Here is a 20624-nt window from a genome sequence, read left to right as displayed (position 1 = left end):
ATTTTTACTGTTTTACATGAGTGGGTTTCGCTAGGGTTATTTTTGTCGTATAAAGGAGAAGACTGGTGCCCGATTGCCCTTGTTGGGGTATAATTATATCATTACTGCAGGATATTGGTAAAATCTCGCGATATAATAGGCTTTTTGGTCGCATTCAGGCCGTTCGGGCAGGATTTTCAGCTAGCGCTCATGTAAAACTCATTATAATTTAATAGTAGTGGAGTACAACTGTAATTTAGAATGAGAATTAATCGGCAAAGGGGTACAAGCGATGTTTAGTAGAGACAGAAAATGGTTTTTGGTCATCGGAATCATATGTACAATGATCATGACTTCGATTTCGGCCTGGCAGCCACAGACGGCGAATGCCGCTTCACCCTCAGCTTCTAAAGTGGATGCGGTGTTGGTAGTCGATGTAAGTAATTCGATGAACACCAGTGATCCTGGGAAGATTGGCAATGAAGCCATGAAAATGTTTATTGATATGTTGTCAACGCAAAATGACAAGGTTGGGATTGTAGCGTATACGGATGTCGTACAACGCGAGAAAGCCTTGCTTAATATTTCATCCGAAGCGGATAAGCAGGAACTGAAGACATTTATTGACGGGCTGAACCGGGGAGCGTATACTGACACCTCCGTAGGTGTCAAGGAAGCGATCCGTATTTTGCAGGATGGCAAAACAGCCGGACATGCGCCTATGATCGTTATGTTAGCTGATGGTAACAACGATTTTAATAAGACGACAGGTCGAACTGAAAGCCAATCCACTCAGGATATGGCGCAGGCTGTAGCCGAGGCTAAAAAAAGCGGTGTGCCGATCTATACCATCGGTTTGAATGCAGATGGAAAGCTAAATAAGAATAAACTCGCCGACATCGCGCAGCAAACGGGAGGCAAGTCCTTTATTACAAGCTCGGCGGACGATCTGCCGAATATTTTGAGTGAAATTTTCGCCAGCAATCTGAAATTGAAAGTGGTGCCTTTGCAGTCCATTACGGCCAACGGCGACTATCAGGACGTTACGGTAACCGTACCAAACGATAGCGTGCTGGAAGCCAATATTTCAATTATTTCCTCGAAACCAGTGGACGCGAGATTAATAGACCCGTCGGGCAATACGAAGCCGATCCCTTCGAGCGATGTACTGCTGTCCAAGTCCAAAAGCTACTCGCTGATTAAATTGCTCAAGCCTGTAGCTGGCGACTGGAAGCTTCAAGTCAAGGGAGTGCAGCAGGATAAGATTGATATTAATCTGGTATTTAACTATGATTTGGAGTTGAAGCTGGACGCACCGCCTGCGAAATCATACAAAAAAGGTGACACGGTAGAGATTCGTTCCTATCTGACGAGCAATAACCAGCAGTATCAGGATCAGGAATTGTATGCGAATATGAATGCTGTCCTGAAGGTCAAAGACCTTGATACGGGTACAACAAATGAAGTGCCCCTAACTAACGCAGGGGATGCTTTTACCGGCTCTTATACGATTCCAGATGAGCATGACTATGAACTAACCGTCAGAGCAGAGGAGAAGAGCTTTTACCGTGAAACGCAGCCTGTAACCATCAGCGCCAAAGCTGGGGCGGCGAGTGGTACGAATACTGGCACAACCCAGCCTACGACACCTGCTGAGAAGTCTAAGCTGCTGCCACTCATTCTTTTAGGGGTGGGACTGCTCGTTCTGCTGGTAGCGGCATATTTCATCTGGAAGGCTGTCAAAAAAGCTAATCGTGGCTTTGTCGGCCAGATCGTACTGGAAATCCGGGATGAAAATACCGGCGAAAAGACATACCCGCAGTATAAGAAGCTGAACACCTTCCGGGGCAAATTCAATTTACACCAGTTGCTGCAACTGGCGCCGGAATTTGCCGGAACCGATAAGGTCGTGTTCACGCCAGCGAATCAGGATCGGATCGTGGTGCGTAGCACTCCGGAGATTACGATTGAAAAATCCGGGCGTGCTGTAGACACAGGCAACGGTCTTGAACTGAAAAACGGTGATCGTCTGACGATCCCGCTGGCTAGTGTGGACAAAACCATTTTACTGGAGTTTATTTCAGTAAACAGCTAAACGAACCCTTAGGAGGTCATATCTATGAAACCAGTAGTTAGAGAGCATATCCAACAATTAGACGTATCACTCGGCGGAGGGATCGTAAGCGATAAGATCAGAGTAGATACCATTGATAATCCTATTTTAATTATCGGACTTGGGGGAACGGGGATTGACGCTCTTCTCCGCTTGAAATATCAAATAAACCGCAGATTCAAGCTGCCTGCAGACCCGATTTCCAAGAAAAAGAGCGAGAAGCCGGATAATGTAGAATTTCTCGCTTTTGAAACGAATGAACAAGACCGTAACAAAAAATACAAAGGGATTGGTTTGGACCCCATCAATGAGTTTGTACTGCTATCCAATGCGGAAATCGGTGGATTGCTGCAAAACCGCAGTATTCTAGAGCCATATATCACTGACTGGCTGTCTCCTGAGCTGAGCATTACCGACGGTATGAACGGGGCGGCAGGGGTGCGTCAGGCTGGACGGTTGTTATTGTTCACCAAAATCAATCAGGTCGTACAAAGCATTGACAAAAAAATCAAAACCCTGTCTGAAGGCACCAACAAGAAGCTTATGGTATTCCTGCTGTCTGGATTGTCCGGCGGTACAGGAAGTGGTACTTTCCTCGATATCTCATATATCGTCCGAGGCATCATTGAGCGCGATTATGGTTCCGCTGGTGTAGACCGTGTTAACACACTGGGTTATCTGTTCACGCCCGATATTAATCTGGCGAACAAAAGCCTGAGCGAGCATACGCGTGAATATATTAAAAAGAACGGCTATGCTGCATTGAAAGAGCTGGACTACTGGATGAATGTGGACAGTCGTGGCGAACGCTTTAAGCAACAGTACGGTAACATTTTGACTGTAAACTCGCCGCTGCCACCATTTAATCTGTGTCACCTTATTTCGGCTACGAATACAGAAGGCAAGCTGCTGGAAAATGCTTATGATTACTGCATGAATGTCACCGCTGAGAACATCACCAACTTTATGGCGAGTGAGGAAAAACAGTCAGGCGAAGAATTCGCCATTCATGACTATATCAGCAACATTCGTACCAACATCGCGCAAATGAATAAGGCGTATCCAGCAAACTACGATTACAATATTATCGGAGCTTCTTCGGCAGTGCTGCCCATGGAGGAAATGACGACATATCTGGCTTACCGGATGTTTGGTAAAATGTCCAAAATGTTTGAGCAAGCGCCAAATCAGGAGGATGTAGAGAAGTTTGCCCGCAAGCTGGGCGTGGATCTGGATAGCATGATCAAAAACTTTGAGTCCCGTGTACCTGAGCCGCTTCCAGGCTTTGAAAACAGTGAACGGCTAAGTTATAACAATGTTGTTAAGATGCAAGTAGTCAATATGGACACTGAGCTGGAGCAAACGTTCCTGACGCGTGCCCGCGAAGAGTATATCAAAGCGAAGAAACAACTTCCCGGTGAAATTACAGGACAGTTTACAGACCAAATCCGCCGAATGTTCCTGCATCCCGAGCAAGGACCGTTTTATGTATCTCGCATGATTTATACTGAAAAAGGATTTAGCTTGCTGAAAATGCTGCTTTCCTATGTTGAAACGCTGCGTGAATCACTGCACCGTATTCCTACGGATATTGAATGGGCACGTGAGCAGGCGAATGAGAAGCTGGGTGATGCCAAGAGTGCATTTGTATCCAAGGATAAAAAGAAAAATGCATACATTGAAGCAAAAATTAATGAATATTGGCTGCGGGCTGATGTGGAACGTACAGAGCAGCTCATTGAATTCTATGAAGACCTGTATGACCTGCTAAATAAAGAAAATAACCGCATTTATAATGTATTTACTGAAATTTTGAATGCACTGAGTGCCATTTTCGAGAAGAACGGCGATCTGCTGATTAACGGCGAGGAACAATCCGATCACAAAGGAAACAAGACGTACTATTGGAATCTGGTAAGTGTACCGGATATCTCGGAAGTTGTGACCAAGCTGCTGGATAATCGCAATGGTGACGATTTGATCCGTGATTTTGCCCAAGAATTGCTGGAAAATTCAGATCAATGGGTGAAAGATCAGGATATGGATATCATCAGCTCGATTTCTAATTTCTTGACTGACAAATTCGGTGATCTCATTACCCGTTCTATGGAAGACTTCCTGGTCATGAAATACGGACAGGACGAAGCAATTGAAAAATTTGTGGAGCGTTACATTGCAAGCAAGCTGGATGAGGAGGCTGTACCTGTCTTCCATTTGAGCAATAGTTCTGGCAATTTGTACTTCCCGTCATGGGGATTCGTTTCGGTACCTGTACAGTCGCCTAATATCCTGAAGGGCGTTCGCAATTATCAAAATAATGCAATTGGCAAATCGCACTTTACTATTAAAGAAAGTGAAGTCCGTAACCGGATTTTCTGGCTCAATACGCGTAATGGTGTTCCTCTGTTTGTATATACGCCGCTCAAAGTGTATGAAGAGAGCTATGAGAAAACCATTCTTGACCGCGAAGGTATTGGCCGACATCTGGTGCAGACAGGTCAGAACAACTGGACGAATCTGCCGTCGCCGATTCCTGAAAAGTCATGGGGAGAAACTTACGTCAACTCCCGTGTGCAAGCCCACAACGCCCGCATTCGCAATGACTTCGACCGTGCCAAGTCACTCGGCGTAATTCGGGAGAAGGATGTTGATCAAAATACAAGCAGCCGCTTTACTGTAATTCGCTCAAAAGCGCTAGATCTGAATGCGCTACTGGTAGCCTACGATATGCGATTGCAGGAATCCAAGCCGAATTTGGGCGAGGTGAAAAGAGCATGGTCTGAGCTGAAACGTCTACTGGCTGAAGGGCTCGAACAGGCCGGAAGCAAGGACATCTTTGGCAGCATCAATGAAGAGATGGCGAAGGAAAACCTGATCCGTTCACCAGAGTTAACGCAGGTGGTTCGTGATGAGCTGGCGAAATATATACAAATTGAAGCAAAAGCTGCTGAACTGGAAGCTTTGCTGGGCAAATATCAGGATGAAGAAAAATGGTTGGATCAGTTCATTCAGGCGCTCTACACGGACACGATTACGAAAAAAGGCGCTTTGTACGTCTATGATCGTGATGAAGAGGAAGAAGCGTGGGAGCCGTTTGCCAACGTCATGAAGAGCCGCAATTATGTGGAGTTTGAAGTGTTTACAAACTTCCGTGGTTTGGAAGAAAAGAAATTTGCAGCTTTAATGCGCAAAGCGGATCGCCGTGATGCTGTATTGACTTCATCTGAGGATATTACACCACTGCTGGCGAAGTTGGATGAATTGGCTGCAACTTATACAGAGGCTCGCAATCAATTGGAATATGAAAAGGTAGAGCTGGCTAATGGAGCGGAACTTTATGCATTTTATGCTCAAATGGCTGGAAAATTAAACGACATCCGCAGAAAGTTGAAGTAAAGTATGAGAGAGCAGCTGTTACGTTATGCGGCTGACTATGCAGCCGCAGAGGACCAATTAATCGGAAGCGGGGATGGACGCAGCAGCATCCATTTCCCGTCCGTGTTTCTTTTTATCGGCGATCACATGGGCCCGGTGATGAACACAATTGCAGATATCAACCGGACCAAGTGGGATAACAGCACAGGGGTAACCTATATTCAGATTCGCTCACAGGATGAGCATGCGGCTGTAGACCGCTCGGTGGATGCCATCGTTCATACGATAGCAGTACCGGAAGAAAGTAGCCACCAAACGCTACGCCGTGACTTGCACCAGGCTTTTTATACCCATGAATCGAAGTTAATTGAACTTAACACCGCGTTGCGCCGTGCTAGTGGACATCTGGCTGATTACGGACGGTTGTATTCCTCGTTCGAGCGTGTACATTTGTCGATCTTGACAACAGCGGATGATCCCATGAACGTATTAATTCCTGAAATTACGCTGTTGGCAGAGTATATTTTTGCGCAATCTTTTAAATCAGTACAAATGGATCTGTATGTGTTGGTGAGCGAAAGCGATCAGGCTGCCCAATTCGGCTACAGGAGTGCAACATCCGTTGCTTTTATGCGGGAGTTGGATTATATCCAGAGCCCAGCATATACGTTTACAGCACCGCTGCATATGACCGAGGACAAATTGACCATCCCGGTATCCCATGCTCCATCTCCGTTGTTTGATCTTGTCTATGTGCTGTCCGACAAAAATGAGCGCGGCGTAACGGTGGCGAATAGTCTGCGCGAGAGCTGTGATATTATTTGTCACATTCAGCTTCTAAAAAACCGTTATCAGGCAGGAGATTCCTATCGGTCACAGGATGGGGGCTACAATAATACATCGTTTAAGAACAACATCATGACGGAATCCGGGCGGCAGGGTTATGTGTCGGCCGGATTTTCCCGGGTTAACCGCCCTAATCAGTCGATTGCGCTTACAGTGCTGTATCACTTCTATGTGAAGCTGTTAGAGCGTATGAGAACCGAACAAGAGTGGGACATACGCGATAAGCTAAATTATTTTGGTTTAGATGCTGCCGAGCGTGGCCGCACGCGAAATGATCTAGTTCCTGACAATGAGGCGATCATGGACATGAGCGCACTAATGACCAGCGGAGCCAGTTACGGCTCGTTGAAACGAATGACATTACGTGAAGCAGAGGAAGCCTTGTTTGGTCAGGGCTGTGAAGCCTTTTTCCGTGACAACTGCGAACGGATCGTACATAAACGCTTGGGAGATTTTCAGGCGGATTTGCGTTTGCAGACGGCTGTGAATACAGCTGCTAAGGAACATCCTCATATCGGCTTTTTCGAGTTGACAGATTGGACGGATGAAAATCAAACAGGAAATGTGCTTACGGCTATTCGGGGACTGATTCGTGATACGTCCAATGATTTGCAGATTAGTGCAGCCGAACTGGATGCGCTGTATAGCGGACGAGTGGAGGATCAGCCCTTTCAACGACTGCCACTTATGGATAAACATAATGTGCGCAGCTTGATCCGTTATCTGACCGAGACAGTCTACGGACATAAATTGCACATGTTGCGGATTCAAGTGGATTTGGAGCTACTTCGCCGCTATGAACTGGCATTGGAAAAATGGCATGCACAGGCCAAGCATATTACAGTACAGCTTGCCAACCTGGAGCGTGAATTACATCAAACTGCAACGGACAGTATTCGACAGGCTGACAGTTACACAGGCCAAAACCTGTTCGAGTATTATGAGCGTGTGACGGAGGATGTCATGCGTGAGCTAGAAAGCAAGCGGGGAAAATCTATATTCTTTGACACCCGGCATATGGGACCTGTATCTGGGTTGCTGGATGGAGGTTTATCCGCGCTGGTGGATAGACTTACACAGACCTGCCGTACCTTGATTCTCAGCTCACAGCCATTTAATCAGACATTCGAAGAAGAATTATTACGACGTGCCAATGTAGCTGCTGCATATGAAAATCGGCTGGTCGTTCCGAAGGATGAGCTGTTTAAAAAACTGTATCAAACGTTAGAAGAGCACGGCGGAATCAATGTACGTTTGCTCGACTATACCCATGAGCATCGGTATGAAGAAAAGTATTTTTTTGGTGACTACGAAGGCGAATTTCTTCCTTATGCGATGGACGTGGACATTACTTCGCGAATTTACAAGCTGGGTTTTGTTCATGAGCGTCGCAGCAGCGGGGTGGAAAAACTGCATTTGATGGGCGGCTTCCATCTGGAGGATCTGATGGTTTACCGCAACGGCAAAACGTATTATGAGACATATACTGCGAATGGTTTCGTGTTTCATGGAATCGACGTGGACCGGTTGCCGGAATTGCGGTAGCCATAATTATCCTACTTTAATGATGGAAGGAAGCAACGAATCTTATGAAGCAACGTAAATTTAACGTTCTCCTATTGGTGTTTGGCTTGCTGGGCGCTGTAGTAGGCTTCATCTTGGGAGAGCTTATTCTTCACAAATTAATAGGCCACTGGCCGCATATCATCGTGATCGGGCTATATTTTGGCATCATGGCGCTGTGCATTGGTCTAGGCTGCCTTATCGGCGAACTGATTTCGCCACAGTTAAATGGACATTCATGGCGACAACGATACTCCGGATTGTCCTGGAAATTACTAGTACCTGCTACACTCGTCATGTTGTTCGTGGCAGGTCTGCTATTAGAACTGGGGTATCAGGTTAACCCTGAAGGGCGCAAGAGTGTACAGGACCTCGTGCTTGTGATTGATAATTCCGGGAGTATGCAGCAAACAGATCCCGATAATGAGCGCCTAACGGCTGCCAAGAGTCTAATTGGGCAAATGGATGGTGACAAGCGCGTAGCCATTGTTTCATTTGAATCCACTGCGCAGTTGGTGCAGCCATTTACTCCCGTTGGCACAGACGCAGAGAAGCAAGCGGTTTATTCCAAAATCGATAGTATGCAGACTATAATGTCAGCCGGTACAGACATTGGGCTTGCTTTGGACGAGACGATCAAGGAGATTGAAACCCAAGGCAATGCGGAAAAAGGTTCACTCGTTATTATGCTCTCTGACGGCTTTAGCGAACTGGATACTCAGACCGCATTGGCTCCTTACATTGCCCGCCAGATTCCGATTAATACGATCGGCCTGAAACTGGCAGAATCGGAAGGTATAGCTTTGTTGCAAAATATTGCCAGCCTAACGGGCGGAACTTATTCTAATGTAGCTAATGCCCAAGGACTTACTCAGGCGTTCGGTAAAATATATAACAAAATTGGTGATCGCACGCTGGTAACGGAGCGGACAGGTGAGTATGCCCACAGTCTGTATTTTGCCATTTATCGCGTAACGGCTCTGGTTATCATTGGGGTTCTATTAGGGTTGGCTCTTGGATTGATGTTTGATAACCGTTTTCTCGCGAGGAATTTCGCAATTGGTGGAGTTCCAGCCGGCTTGCTCGCTGGCTTGATTTTGGAAAGAGGGTTATCGGGCTCGCCTATAGGTGACTTGATGATTCGTTTGCTGGCAGCGCTCGTACTGGCGGCCCTTATTGCTGTCTTTTCGCTTGTTCTGCCGATTGCGGAAAATACTCGCCGATCTTCTGGTGGTGGGAGCCAGGGGGGACCGTCAGGCCACCGGAGAGGGACACCAGAAGGCCCGACGCGCAATCGACGTAACAGTGGGTTTTAGAACGGGAGGCGGGAACTTATGCAGTATAGGGATGCACAGCCCGATGATCCTGTGATTTCGGAGCTGAGCCACAAAATTGACGACAACCGGGTTGTGTTACGCTGGCAGTGGCCTGAAGGCGCAGCCGTGGTCTATATTGCCAAACAATCAGCTGATACAGGTGCGAATGGACAGAATGAAGCACCGACTTCTGAACTGAAGCTTTTTACACGCGAGGAATATAAGGCCGCTGGCAGCTATCGTGACCGAATTGAAGGCATTGGACGTGTGCGGTATACCGTGTATCCAGCTGTTCGGGAGGCTGGTGAAACCTTTGTAATCCGCCAGCAAGACGGAGCCAACCAACTGGAGTTGAGCACAGGCAGGGCTAAAATCAAATATGCGGTTCACCATAAAAAAAGCTGGTTTCGCAGCCGCAAAACAGTCCAGATTCAGGTGACAGCCGAAGTTCCTGTTCCGCAGGAGGCGCTTTGCTACGTGAAGAAGCGCGGTGGCTATCCGGCAGACCGGGACGATGGAACCTTGTATGCGTTCACGGCACCCTTTGCCGCAGGACGGAATGTTTTACCCGCTATTGAAGTGGGGGGAGATGAGTATGTGCGGCTGTTTTTTACGGACGGTCAGAAGTATGGCACGATATATGAATTAGTCCCTGAATGAAAGGAGGCCACAACCGATGAGTTTTCTTAGCAATTTATTCAGAAGAAAGCCACAGGCCGAGCCACGGCCGTTATTCTATGATATTGTGTGCCCTTATTGCTTTAGTAAATTTTCACCAGAGGAAGTGGTATTCCGTGCTTCTCATCACCGCGAAGATGATGAGGATTACGCTTTGGGTGAAGATGAGCTGTTGAACAAATATCGGGAGCGTTTTGGCTTGGATAGTGTGCATGATATGGAGGCCATTCTTCATCCCTATGATGTACCTGAGGAGCATCGCTTGTATTCAGATCATGTGCTGACAGGTCTGACGGACCGTTACGGTGAGCTGACGCGTCACCGACTGTGCCCACACTGCCATAACGAGCTGCCTGTAACCGCAGGCAAGGTGCCGAGTAATATCATTTCGATTATTGGAGCTTCACAGGCGGGGAAATCTGTATATATGACCTCCCTGATTCACACGCTGCAGCATGTGACGGCCGACCATTTTGACGCGGCTTGCATGCCGCTCAATGCAGAGATCAGCCGCAAGTTCCGCACGATGTATGAGGAACCACTGTTTGAACGTGGCGATCTGCTTACATCGACGCAAAAAGAAAAGATGCAGGAGCCTTTTATTTTCCAGTTTGTATTTAAGGATGAGGAAAAGCCACCACTGACTTTGGTATTTTTTGATGTAGCTGGTGAGGGGATGGTCGATCAGGACTATCTGGGACTGCATGGACAGCATATTAAAAATTCTGCGGGTATTCTTTTTATGGTCGATCCACTACAAATCCGTTCTATCCGGGAACGTATTAAGATTAATCTTGGCGATAAGCCTGGTGAATGGGTCTCGCAATATGATGAGCCGCGTGATGTCGTACTTACGATGTTCGGTGACTTTATCGCATACCAGGAAAAAGGCAAGACGGACATTCCAACCGCTGTGGTCTTGACCAAAAGCGACATGCTTACTGCGCTGGCAGATGAAGAAGGCACTTATATCAAGACGAACAGCAATATTTTTAATCCAATGGAACATCGCAAATACATGGATTTGGATGAGTTCGCCAACATTGATGGCGAAGTTCGGCGCTTTATCGAGAAGGTGGATAAGCCGTTCAAGGGCACAATGGATGTATATTTTACAGATACAGCCTATTTCGCGGTTTCTGCTTTAGGTAGCAATCCGGTGGAGCAAAAGCTGCAAGGGTTGGTTAGTCCGATCCGTGTAGATGAGCCATTCATTTGGCTGCTATACAAGTTGAAGTACATCGAGGGGAGAGAATCACAGTGAGTTATTCTACCTCTCGTATGATACAGCAGCAGATGTACACACGGGAACGGCGTGGTATTTTCCGTTCTACCGAAGGCTTTGATACCGTGGCTAATTCCAAAGGACTGGATACTTCATTTATTAAAAAGGTGTTGCATCCTTTATGTGTGTATGATGCGCCTGCGGCTTTGACAGCGCGTGGTGAGAAGCAGGAGAGTGTCTATCCGGAAGCTTTACATCTGGTACGGACAGAGTCCGGGGATGTAGTGCTCGGACGCAGTATTTATAAAGCAGCGGATTTCACTGGGCTGCGGAGCGCTTTTTTTACGCATAACTATGTGATTCCGGCCGGACATGGTGAGTCTCCATCTGATTATAAGCAGTGGCTGAATACTTCGTTTGTCGATACCTATGATATTGAGCAGGGAACGGAATTACCGGAATTAGAGCGTCTACCTGGTGGTAGTGTATTCCCCGCTGTTGACCCGTCTGCAGTGCTGGCTCAATTGCAGCTGAGCGAAGAAGTGTTCAAGCAGCTCTTGTACGCAGTCATGATGTCAGCCGCTGGTCGCAAAAAGGTATATGTAGCGCTGAATGTGCCAGCAGAAGCGGTAGCATCCTCAGCCAAGCAGCTGCTGAGTGTGTTGTACGCGGCACTGCCTTATGCATTTCGCAACAGACTCGGGTTTCTTACATATGCGCAGGAACCGAACAGCAGAAAAGGCATTCACTTAATGTTCGTTGAGCCTTTCAGCTTGCGTCCCGGTGATCGGAATGTAGAAAAGGACTTTGTATTTGACCTCTCTAACAATAGTCGAATACTGAATGTGGATGCAGAGCAGGTGAAACAGCCTTATTTTGACTGGATTGTCCGTACGCTACTGAATGGCGGGGTTGCGGACGATTTTCTCAAATTTGCCGAGCAAATGCTGACAGGCATGGAGGCAGGACGTGAACTAATGCCTTCCAGCTATCATGAGCTCATTACGCTGTACAGAATTGAACAGGGAGAGCGGTCATTATACAACGAGCAGCGAATCACTGTGTTACGAAGCTTAACTGATTATTTATCGCCATCTGATGCGCTACCACGTAAAATACGGCTGAATGATCTGTTTCTTTCATTTTTTGATCATGAGTTTGATCGGGTGAAGGATGGACATATTCCGGATGTAGGGCTGGTCGATTGCTTCAAGGACTATTATAAAGTTCATGCACGCAGCAGCGAAAATCGGCTGGTGGAATATTTAATCCGTTCGCTAAACAATGCTTATACTGCCAGGAATACGGAAGCAGTCACATATATTTATCATACGATTGAAGAGAATCCGTCATTAGGCAAGGCCTATTTTACGAAAGTACTGGGTAATCCGGCACTCACCAAAATGCTGTTCATTCCCTACATGGACAGTCAGATGAAAAGAACGCCTGATGTAAAGGGCCTGTTGGCCGTGGTGCATGAATGGGGCAGTCGGTATATCGAAGTGTCGGCGAATGCCGACTTTCAGCTTTTGGCCGAATCTGCATTGATGGGCAAGCTACGTGCTGAGAGAAAGCCGGTAGAGGCTGTGGCTGCCATTCACCAACGCTTGCGCCAATGGGACAGTAGTTCTGCCGTGGGCACACTGTCCCCGCTGGAGCAATCTGGATTGACAGAGCGCTTACAGGAAGCAGCGGATCGGTATTTGCTCACTGAAGTAGAGCTAAAAGAAATTTCACCTGATCAGGTCGTACAGATTCCCTTTTTCACACGGCCCGATTTGGTGCAGTGGGTTGGAAAGTTGCCTGCTCCTCTCAAGGGACAAGCCGTGCGATTGATTGCGGCTTATGATTGGTTTAACACGGAGCACCCGGAACCATCGGTGCTAGACGGTCTGGAGCCAAGCGAAGTAGAAAAGGTGCAAGATTGGGCTTATGGTTGGCTGCCCCAGCAGCTTGCAGAAGGCCATTTTGCCCGTCTGTTGCCAGCTTTCTATCGTTCTGATGGTACTGGCGAGGGAATACTGGATTTTGCTCGCCTGGTCAGTTCGATCCGCAAATGGGCGAAGGATAACGATACGATGTACCGCTTTATCCGCTGGTCGGAGGAACACGCTGAGTTTGCTACTCCACGTGGTGGTTTTGAGCCAGCCTATCGGCGTGCGTTGCTTTTATTCTTCCAAAAGGAAGGACGAGAGGGACTGCATAAAAAGACGCTTTGGCGTCAATATTTTGAATCTGCTAAGCCTGTGTTTAAAAATTTCTATTTGGCAGCAAAGCGTGAGACAGATACGCCTTTGGTCAAAACGCTTCGTCGTTTCCGCAAAGGCGGGGTGATTTCCGGGATCGTATTAATCATTATTGCAGGTACATTAGGCGGCCTGAAAGCAACCGGGGTAATCGGATCTGTTGACACACCAACGCCTGCCGCTGCTCCAAAGCCTGTACAACAGCCAGTAGAGCCTATAGTGCCGGTAAAAGAGGAGCCTACTGCAATAGTGACACATGTACCTAATACCAAATCCACTACGAAAATGGTCAAGCTGTTGTTTGCGTTTCAAACATCGGCAGAGCAGGCAGAATTTAAGCCTAAAAAACTCGTCATTGTCGGCGCGGATCAACAGGAGCACTCATACGAAAATTTTACGCTTGCTGAACAGAATGATAAGGAAGCAGCCAGTAAAGCTAACAATGGTTCGTCCGGTGACGTTAACACTGAGGGAGCTACCACTAAAAGCAAGACAGCAGACAGAGAATCCACAGGTGGTGGTTCTACAGATCTGAACGGTACATCCAGCGGAAAAACCGCTGATCAGACTGGAGCAGTGACAGACAACACAGATGGAGGCGCGACTTCAGAGATATCAACTGAGGGTAGCGGTATAGCAACTGATAAAACCACGACCAGCACGTCCGATAATGGTACAGGAATAACGGAATATGACCTCGACAAGTATCCTTATCGTACGTTGTTGACCATTTGGCAACGGCTAGAGCTAAATGATGCTAGCACGGTTACCGTTGATGGGAAAGATTATCCGCTAGTTCAAGTGAAAACTGCGGACTAAGCAACTATAGACAGTAAAAAGACGGGTTCCTTTCAGGGCCTGTTTTTTTGCTATGTATAAGTTTATATATAGAATGTATTCGTTATTTTGAAACTGACTGTATTTAGTAGACGATCATTTTACGAAGGTATTGACACCAAATAGGCGGCTGATTAAAATTAGTTGGAATTCAAACTATTAAAATTCGATAGATATGGAGGTTAGCAGTGAAATGGGAAGTGAGGTGTACCCCGTTTGTCTTCCATGGGAGGAGGAGAGCACGATGTATTTAATTAAATGGATTTTCACCACTGTCCGGCGTGAGATTGAAACAGCACTGCGCCCTTTGGGGCTTACCTCCCCACAATCGCAGACGCTCTATATACTGGCGATGTCGCCTGGAGTCACCAATACGGATTTGGAAAAGCTATTGCTTATTGATAAATCAAGTGTTACCAGCCTGGTTAACGGGATCGTTAAGAAAAACTGGGCAGTACGCCAAAGTCATCCGGAAGATGCGCGAATGAAGCAAATCTATTTGACCGAGGAAGGCTTGGAGATTCACAAGGTAGCCGAACGTACCATTGAGCAAATTAAAAGCTCCGTAGGCAAAACGTTATCTGTCGGAGAGTCAGAGGCGCTGCGCGGTTTGCTCAAAAAAATTCTTCACGATTACCGTCCTGCGAATACCTGCGTTTGAACGGATAAATAGAAAAATGTGCCCGGATGGGGAATCCATAAGCTATAAAAAGTCACCTAGATAAGGTGTTAACAGGAGAGGGAGAAACCAAATGATAAAAGAACAAACTTATCCCAATGCGGATAAGCTTATGCGTGTTTTGGCCTTCACACTTGTTTTTTCAGTGATGAACGCTTTTATGTTTAATGTAGTAATGCCTGTGATCCGGGAGGAATTTCATATTAGTGCCTCCGATGTAAGCTGGCTGCTGACGGGTTATATGATCGTGTATGCGGTTGGCTCGGTGACCTACGGTAAGCTGGCAGATAAGTATCGTCTCAAGGATTTGCTGACATTTGGGATTATCTTTTTTGCACTAGGCTCGCTTATTGGGCTGTTGGCCAATCAATTTTGGATGTTAATTGTAGCTCGTTTGCTTCAGGCCACAGGGGCTGCTGTTATTCCGGCAACTGCTATGATTGTTCCTGTTCGTTATTTCTCGGCTGAAAAAAGAGGGCGAGCTTTGGGCGTCACAGCAATCGGCTTAGCATTAGGCACTGCACTGGCTCCTATTATTTCTGGTTTGATTACAGGCTTTGCGAGCTGGCGTTTTCTGTTCGTCATTTCCATGCTGCCACTGATCGCTTTGCCGTTCTTTCGCAAATACTTGGACGATCAGCGAGGAGAGGATCAGAAGTTTGATTTTCTGGGTGGATTATTGCTGGGTGGAACAGTGGCCTTCTTGTTGCTTTCCATTTCACAAGCCAATATGGTATTTTTTCTGATCGGTGTGGTTTTATTTGGACTGTTTATATGGCGCATTAATACTGCCCACGATCCGTTCATCCAGCCGAAGCTGTTCCGTAACAAGCAATATTCATATGGGCTTCTTATCGCTTTTTTAGGGACGGGGATTAGCTTTGGATTGCCTTACTTGGCACCACAGTTTCTGAATAGTCTCAACCAGCTTACACCAGCAACGATTGGACTGATTATGTTTCCCGCTGCTATTGCGTCAGCTCTATTAGGAAAAAAAGGGGGGCGCTTGGCCGATAGCAAAGGGAATTCAGTTCTGGTGTATACAGCCGTATCGCTATTATTTATCTGCTTTATCAGCTTGTCCACGTTTGTAGGTGCGTCTCCGTATCTGATTTTGTTTTTGCTTATTTTCGGGAATGTAGGTCAGACCTTTATGCAGATTGCCATGTCCAACACAATTTCTCGTACTTTGTCGAAAGATCAGATTGGTGTTGGAATGGGGCTGTTATCTCTGTTGAATTTCATTGCCGGGGCGATCACAACAAGTATTTTGGGCAAAACGTTAGATAGTTCCTCGTCCTTTCATTTGAATCCTGTTGTATCTAATGTCCAGGTGTTCAATTTTAGCAATATATTTACGGTGCTTGCGCTGATTGCACTTGTGACGATGGGGCTTTATGCGTTGCAGTTCCGGCGAGGGGCACGTGGCAGTAGGCCTGTTGTCGAATAAGGATAAACATTTTATGTAAGCTCATGCCATAACAAGGGTATAATATAGAAGGAGAAATTTTCTACGGAAGGACGGAGTGCCCAGCATGACAAGAAACCTTCAATATGTACCCTATGGTTATGAACCACCAATCGAAACGCACAAAGGGACTATGGTCTACTATGATATGTTTGAGCAGACTACAGCCAGTGAGCTGGAGCTTTTTGCCGAAACGGGGGCAGCACTATCTTTTACAAAGCTAGTGCTGTATCCACTACATGAAGAAACCGTCAGAAGAATGTGGAAGCAGCCAGTACGCTCGTATTATAAGCGGGTCGACGAGCTGGGAGAGTGGCAGCGAGAGCAGGCTTTGAGTGCTGTTGTGATTGAGAACTGGGAAGGTAAGCGAAAAAAGTATACGCCGATTGAAGCAGCCATTCGTTTTTTGGCGGAAAAGTATGCAACTCCGCTTTTTTTGTATATGAGTCCTGAAACTGCTAATTTGTGCGCTTCCTATGCATCCTTTGGAGAATGGATTAGAAACGTCAGGTTGGTGCTTTCGAGTGAACCCTTGGAACTTCATCCTATGCTAGTACAGTACCGTAATCGCTGGAACACGGTAAAAGAAGCAACAAACCGCGACTCCAAGGTTGACAAAGAGGAGCATGAATTATAGAATAGAACTAATCGTAAAAATTACTATTGTAATTGTATACCATGTATTCCAATTGAGGAGGAAGAACAAATGCGCGTTATTGTTACCTTGGCATGCACCGAATCCGGTGATCGCAACTATACAACAACCAAGAACAAAAGAAATCATCCGGAGCGTATTGAAATGAGAAAATACTCTCCGCGTTTGAAAAAGTACACGATTCATCGTGAAACTAGATAATTTGTGGTTTGCTGCATAGCAACCTGAATGATTCTGCTTCGTGAGCGGAGCCTGTTAAGTTTGCATAAAGCCTGCGTTATGGAACCGGCGAAAACTTGAATTAGTCCAGTGGACAGAGTGTCCAAAGTTAAAGCTAGCACCTAAGAGAACGGCTTCTTTTCATGGTTGTTTGATGCTAAGCTACATGGCACGCTTTGCCTTTTGAATCGAAAGCACGTGGCCACCGAGTTCTCCTATGCTGATGTCAGCATGCAGGACGAGCCGGAGAACCATTCACAATATGCTTATATAACGATGGAGGCTAACGAAAGATACGGAGCGTTCGTGTAATGGGCGATGCGATATATACGGCATCGTTCGCTTGTCGTTTACGACCTTGAGCGCAACTGTTACGATCTGTCGTCTTTTTTTCTGAGACATAACCGCTCTTTTTGCTAACTGATGGAGCATTGCTGCAGTACGTTTGAGTTTGAAACTAAAACTACATGAAAGATTAGGTGAAACAAATGAAAAAAGATATTCATCCAACATTGAATAAAGTTATCTTTTTAGACCCTAGCTGTGGATTCTCTTTCCTGAGTGCTTCCACTAAGTATTCGCAAGAAACGATGGAATGGGAAGATGGCAACACATACCCAGTTATCCGTGTAGATACTAGCTCCGCTTCCCACCCGTTCTTCACTGGTAAACAAAGAAACGTGGATATCGGTGGACGTGTGGATCGCTTTAACAAAAAATACAACCTTAAGTAAGACTCTTCGAAAGCTAGGTTTACGGATTATGTTGATAATTCGTAAACCTAGCTTTTTTGTTATCTACGGACTAGTTACGTCCGAAAACAATGCGAATAACAAATGTATTTTGCGCCTCAAATGTAACACTCTTTTACTAGCTTTAAGTAAGCTTAATCAAGTAACCCGATTTGTCATTGCCATGTGGATCACTTCTCCTCTGGAAAAAGCCGTAGATCGCATCACGCACCTTTTGCTCAAACTGCACGTTGTTCCAATCCCAACACTGTTAATCGGTACCGCTTATCCTGATTGTTTGATAACATGCTCATTTTGCAAGTGCCAAAGTGTAATAAGAACATGAAAGCAGCAGTTTTCCCGGAACGGTACGAGAAGCTGCTGCTTTCCAATGTAAAATGAACGCGCACAATTGTCGACAATGCTAATCTTGGCAAACTAATCATTTTATAACGTAATTCTATACTTCGAATAAGATTGTCTTACTTAAAAATAATCGCAGGTATCTAGCCTGCGATTATTTTTTTATAGAACATGAGTCGCGATTAATGGAGGATTCTGATAAATCACTCGCGGAAATGAGTTCTTTGAAGAATAGAGTTGGGCACTTGCTGTAACTAGCACCATTATAATAACTTTTGTTCAGAATTGGTTCAGTGGTTCCGTGTATATTAATTCGAAACGACATAAATCACTTATTTTCGATAAATATATGAACAAAAGATTAATATAAACGTGTTTTTTTGTTGAGAAATATAGTGGATCGGACTTATTACCCGACTTTTCGAAGATCGAATAGAATCGTTTTACTCAAAAGTAAAATTAGGAGGTACAACCATTGAAGGTTTATTCACTTAAGTGGGCAGCCGCTCTTGTTGCTCTTCAGGCGACGTTTGGTACTTCTGCTTACGCTGCAACGCCTGCCGATAATTTGTTTTCAGATACATCCTATGTGACGAGTGATAAAATGGCAGCCATCCAAGAAGCTGTACGCCAGGGGCTTTTATCGGGAGATCCTCAAGGAACCTTTCGCCCTGCAGCAACATTAACTCGTCAGGAACTGGCAGTATTATTGGTCAGAGCTTTAAAATTGGACCCTGTTTCGAGTTCTTCTACTTTTAAAGATGTGCAAAGTAAACAATTTGCTGCGCCATATATAGAGGCCGCACAAAAAGCTGGATTTCTATCCGGGGATGGATTAGGGAATTTCCGTCCGAACGATCCTGTTACACGTGAAGAGCTGGCAGCCGTGTTTGTTCGTGCAGTTGGAGGGGTTAATGCAGAGGGCGGATCAAGCATTTTGCCCAAAGATCAGTTCTTGGTAAGCCAATGGGCGGCTGGATCGGTAGATACGGCACTTCGTCTGGGCTTAATTGACATTCATGACAGCAAGCTCAATCCCACAGGTGAAGTAAAAAGGGAGGATATTGCTCCTTTTCTCTTGGATATTTTCAAAACTCAAGAGCAAACAGCTACGATCAATAGCATTGATGGAGACATTGTAACGATCGATAATGTTCCTTATTTAATAGAAGGAAAGTTGAAAGAGTTGATCGGAAACTCCAATAAAGATGCGTTAAAAGGAGCTATATTAAAGTTTAATTCGCGCAATCGTAATGTGGACGGGCTGCAACAATTGGAGATCGTACAAAAAGATGTTGTGCTAAACACTGATGGTCTGCCGGAGAGCAGCCTGCTTCGAATTTCAGGTGATGGTGTTCAGATTAAAGGGGATATCCAAGGAGTAATCGAGCTTAATGACGGTGTTTCTAATATCCAGCTGAATGGCAACGTAAACCATCTTACTGTGAATTCTGGCAATGGTATTTCTATTAAAGGAACTGGAACAATTACGGAGCTTCAAGTTGCCAATACGAACGCTAAAGTGACATTGAATCCGAATTTTAAAGTTGAAACGATTAAGCTGCCTAAAGATGCATCCGTTTCACAAGTTATCCAAAATTACAACGAAGTACAAAAGCAGATTGGACAAATTCAGTTGACTGACGGAACGTTTCAAGAACCGACTACAGTTACGTCGAGCAGCGTGACATTTTCCTCTGGAGGTGGAAGTTCAACAAAATCAGTGACTAACCATGCGCCAGGCGTTACTACTGGGTTTACTGACACTACGTTAAGTACAGCAGATGAGCCTAAAAAGATTAATCTGGCAAATAGTTTTACTGATGCTGATGGAGACACTCTGACTTACACAGCAGAATCTTCTGCCACGAACGTAGCGACGGTAGCAGTGAATGGAAGTCAGCTGACTCTCACACCGGTGAGCGCAGGAACAACCAAGGTCACGATTACGGCGAACGACGGCAAGGGCGGGACCATAAACAGCCAGTTCAACGTGACGATCACGCCAGTGATCTCAGAAGCCGTAAACCATGCGCCAACGGTGGAAGCTTCGATCAGCAATGTGACGACAGGAGTCGCTGATGGAGTTAAGGCGTTGAGCCTTGCAGATGTGTTCGCAGATGAAGACAGCGACGCGCTGACATTCACTGCAACTTCGACGAATGTGGGTGTGGCGACAGTAGCGGTAAACGGAAGCGATCTGAAAATAACGCCAGTGAACGCCGGTACAGCCACGATTACGGTAACGGCAGATGACGGAAACGGTGGCACGGTGGATACGCAGTTCAACGTGACGATCACACCGGTGATTCCCGAAGCCGTGAACCATGC

General features: G+C 46.0%; 13 protein-coding genes. All 13 read left to right on the top strand.

Annotated elements, in window-relative coordinates:
• Window positions 1-271: 271 nt before the first annotated feature.
• Window positions 272-2074 (top strand): vWA domain-containing protein, encoded by a 1803-nt coding sequence (locus G9G57_RS21355; RefSeq protein ID WP_017428402.1) that lies wholly within the window; start codon window positions 272-274, stop codon window positions 2072-2074.
• Window positions 2075-2098: 24 nt separating this feature from the next.
• Window positions 2099-5488: a tubulin-like doman-containing protein gene (locus tag G9G57_RS21350; protein WP_117289428.1), complete on the top strand. Its 3390-nt coding sequence runs from the start codon at window positions 2099-2101 to the stop codon at window positions 5486-5488.
• A 3-nt stretch (window positions 5489-5491) separates the two neighbouring features.
• The gene (locus G9G57_RS21345; protein ID WP_164965514.1) at window positions 5492-7858 is read left to right on the top strand and encodes a transcription initiation factor TFIID; all 2367 of its coding nucleotides are present in this window, start codon (window positions 5492-5494) and stop codon (window positions 7856-7858) included.
• A gap of 44 nt (window positions 7859-7902) precedes the next feature.
• The gene (locus tag G9G57_RS21340; protein ID WP_019687101.1) at window positions 7903-9192 is read left to right on the top strand and encodes a vWA domain-containing protein; all 1290 of its coding nucleotides are present in this window, start codon (window positions 7903-7905) and stop codon (window positions 9190-9192) included.
• 18 nt (window positions 9193-9210) lie between these two features.
• On the top strand, window positions 9211-9852 hold the full coding sequence (locus G9G57_RS21335) for a hypothetical protein (RefSeq protein WP_017428406.1): 642 nt from the start codon (window positions 9211-9213) through the stop codon (window positions 9850-9852).
• Window positions 9853-9868: 16 nt separating this feature from the next.
• Entirely contained in the window at window positions 9869-11134 is a 1266-nt protein-coding gene (locus G9G57_RS21330; protein ID WP_019687103.1) for a TRAFAC clade GTPase domain-containing protein, read from the top strand.
• Complete coding sequence (locus G9G57_RS21325; protein ID WP_044785686.1) at window positions 11131-14160, top strand: GAP1-N2 domain-containing protein; 3030 nt, start codon at window positions 11131-11133, stop codon at window positions 14158-14160. Before G9G57_RS21330 ends, G9G57_RS21325 begins: the two co-directional genes overlap by 4 nt.
• A 211-nt stretch (window positions 14161-14371) precedes the next feature.
• Window positions 14372-14839 (top strand): MarR family winged helix-turn-helix transcriptional regulator, encoded by a 468-nt coding sequence (locus G9G57_RS21320; RefSeq protein ID WP_016821155.1) that lies wholly within the window; start codon window positions 14372-14374, stop codon window positions 14837-14839.
• Between the two features lie 91 nt (window positions 14840-14930).
• The gene (locus tag G9G57_RS21315) at window positions 14931-16307 is read left to right on the top strand and encodes an MFS transporter (RefSeq protein ID WP_044785687.1); all 1377 of its coding nucleotides are present in this window, start codon (window positions 14931-14933) and stop codon (window positions 16305-16307) included.
• A gap of 85 nt (window positions 16308-16392) precedes the next feature.
• Entirely contained in the window at window positions 16393-16962 is a 570-nt protein-coding gene (locus G9G57_RS21310) for a hypothetical protein (protein WP_044785690.1), read from the top strand.
• 69 nt (window positions 16963-17031) lie between these two features.
• The gene (gene rpmG / locus G9G57_RS21305; protein ID WP_013370941.1) at window positions 17032-17181 is read left to right on the top strand and encodes a 50S ribosomal protein L33; all 150 of its coding nucleotides are present in this window, start codon (window positions 17032-17034) and stop codon (window positions 17179-17181) included.
• Between the two features lie 506 nt (window positions 17182-17687).
• Window positions 17688-17933: a type B 50S ribosomal protein L31 gene (locus G9G57_RS21300; RefSeq protein WP_016821159.1), complete on the top strand. Its 246-nt coding sequence runs from the start codon at window positions 17688-17690 to the stop codon at window positions 17931-17933.
• 835 nt (window positions 17934-18768) lie between these two features.
• A partial coding sequence (locus tag G9G57_RS21295; RefSeq protein WP_185156695.1) for an S-layer homology domain-containing protein occupies window positions 18769-20624 on the top strand: 1856 nt, incomplete at its 3' end.

The sequence above is a fragment of the Paenibacillus sp. EKM211P genome (assembly GCF_011066175.1).
Classification (GTDB): domain Bacteria; phylum Bacillota; class Bacilli; order Paenibacillales; family Paenibacillaceae; genus Paenibacillus; species Paenibacillus polymyxa.
The sequence above is the reverse complement of the archived record's forward strand: the minus strand, read 5'-3'. Positions and strand labels throughout refer to the sequence as shown.

What these genes read in the sequence shown, in the direction of transcription:
- G9G57_RS21350 (WP_117289428.1), top strand. Translation starts at nt 2,099, where the DNA reads ATGAAACCAGTAGTTAGAGAGCATATCCAACAATTAGACGTATCACTC.
- G9G57_RS21315 (WP_044785687.1), top strand. Translation starts at nt 14,931, where the DNA reads ATGATAAAAGAACAAACTTATCCCAATGCGGATAAGCTTATGCGTGTT.
- G9G57_RS21310 (WP_044785690.1), top strand. Translation starts at nt 16,393, where the DNA reads ATGACAAGAAACCTTCAATATGTACCCTATGGTTATGAACCACCAATC.
- G9G57_RS21330 (WP_019687103.1), top strand. Translation starts at nt 9,869, where the DNA reads ATGAGTTTTCTTAGCAATTTATTCAGAAGAAAGCCACAGGCCGAGCCA.
- rpmG (WP_013370941.1), top strand. Translation starts at nt 17,032, where the DNA reads ATGCGCGTTATTGTTACCTTGGCATGCACCGAATCCGGTGATCGCAAC.
- G9G57_RS21300 (WP_016821159.1), top strand. Translation starts at nt 17,688, where the DNA reads ATGAAAAAAGATATTCATCCAACATTGAATAAAGTTATCTTTTTAGAC.
- G9G57_RS21320 (WP_016821155.1), top strand. Translation starts at nt 14,372, where the DNA reads ATGGGAAGTGAGGTGTACCCCGTTTGTCTTCCATGGGAGGAGGAGAGC.
- G9G57_RS21355 (WP_017428402.1), top strand. Translation starts at nt 272, where the DNA reads ATGTTTAGTAGAGACAGAAAATGGTTTTTGGTCATCGGAATCATATGT.
- G9G57_RS21335 (WP_017428406.1), top strand. Translation starts at nt 9,211, where the DNA reads ATGCAGTATAGGGATGCACAGCCCGATGATCCTGTGATTTCGGAGCTG.
- G9G57_RS21340 (WP_019687101.1), top strand. Translation starts at nt 7,903, where the DNA reads ATGAAGCAACGTAAATTTAACGTTCTCCTATTGGTGTTTGGCTTGCTG.
- G9G57_RS21345 (WP_164965514.1), top strand. Translation starts at nt 5,492, where the DNA reads ATGAGAGAGCAGCTGTTACGTTATGCGGCTGACTATGCAGCCGCAGAG.